1 pseudogene is annotated in these 1,036 nt (G+C 70.8%); it reads left to right on the top strand.

The features are described from left to right. Positions 1-69: 69 nt before the first annotated feature. A pseudogene (locus ACWDKQ_RS36400) lies at positions 70-1,036 on the top strand (hypothetical protein); the annotation flags it as partial.

Below are 1,036 nucleotides of genomic sequence, written 5' to 3'. Positions count from 1 at the left end.
GCGCTACCGGAGACTGGCACCGGATCCGCCACCGCCCCAGACCCGGTGGCGGATCCGGACGGTGGTGCTGTGTCTGTGGTGCATGAGTCCCCGCCGGGTGCCCTGACCGGCCGGGGTGGGTCCTCTGGTGCGGACTCGGCTGCGGGGAGTGGGGTGTGGCATCGCGAGAATGCCGACGCGGGTCTGCCGGATTCGGCGGTGTTGCCCGTGGATGGGTCGCAGGCGGTGCCGTACCCGCAGCAGGACCGGGTGGTAGCGCCGCTTGCGGGCCTGCCGGTGGACGCGGTGCGGATGCTGATTCCGGCGGGTGTGGTGTCTGGTGGCGGGTTGGCGGAGTTCGTGCGGGGTGGTGCTGCGGATTCTGCTGGCGGCCCTGTGGTGTTGGTCACGCAGGGTGTTGCGGGTGCGGGTGTGGTGGTCTCGCTGGGTCAGGGTTCGGCTCTGGCGCGGGACCTGGAGCGGGATGTTGTCGCGCTGACGCCGGGGCAGGGTGAGCGCGGGCCGCGGTGGACGGTGTTCGCCGCGGATGGTTCTCGACCCAGGCCGGTGAGCGGGCCCGCTGGCCTGGTCGCGGCAGAAAAACGCCAGGGCATGGCAGGCCTGGCGGATTCGTCGGCTGCGGTTCCGGTCTCCGGTGAAAAGACGGTGGCACCGCAAGAGACACCGGCTGCCCAAACGGCATCTGCCCAGGCGGCCCGCATGTTCAGCGATGCTGATTCTGCCAGCGTTGTGGAACGCCGCCGGGAATCGATGGCGGGCCAGGTCGAGCGGTCGAGTTCGGGCAGTGGTGATGCTGCCAGGTCCAGTGGTGCTGTTGCGGGCGGGGCCGCGGTACAGCCCAGGCGCGGTGTTTCCCGCGTGACGGAACAGCCCGGGCTGGCGTCATGGGAAGGAGAAGCGACCGGTGAGGGGACGCGACGCACCTCCGCTGATTCCGCTGGTCCCGCTGGTTCCGCTGCTGGTCTACGACGGCGCCGGGCCTGGCCTGGCGGTGCGAAGGCGAACCAGGCCACCTCCGCTGGCAACGAACCCGCTG

This window comes from Saccharopolyspora sp. NPDC000995 (assembly GCF_053599315.1).
The sequence above is the reverse complement of the archived record's forward strand: the minus strand, read 5'-3'. Positions and strand labels throughout refer to the sequence as shown.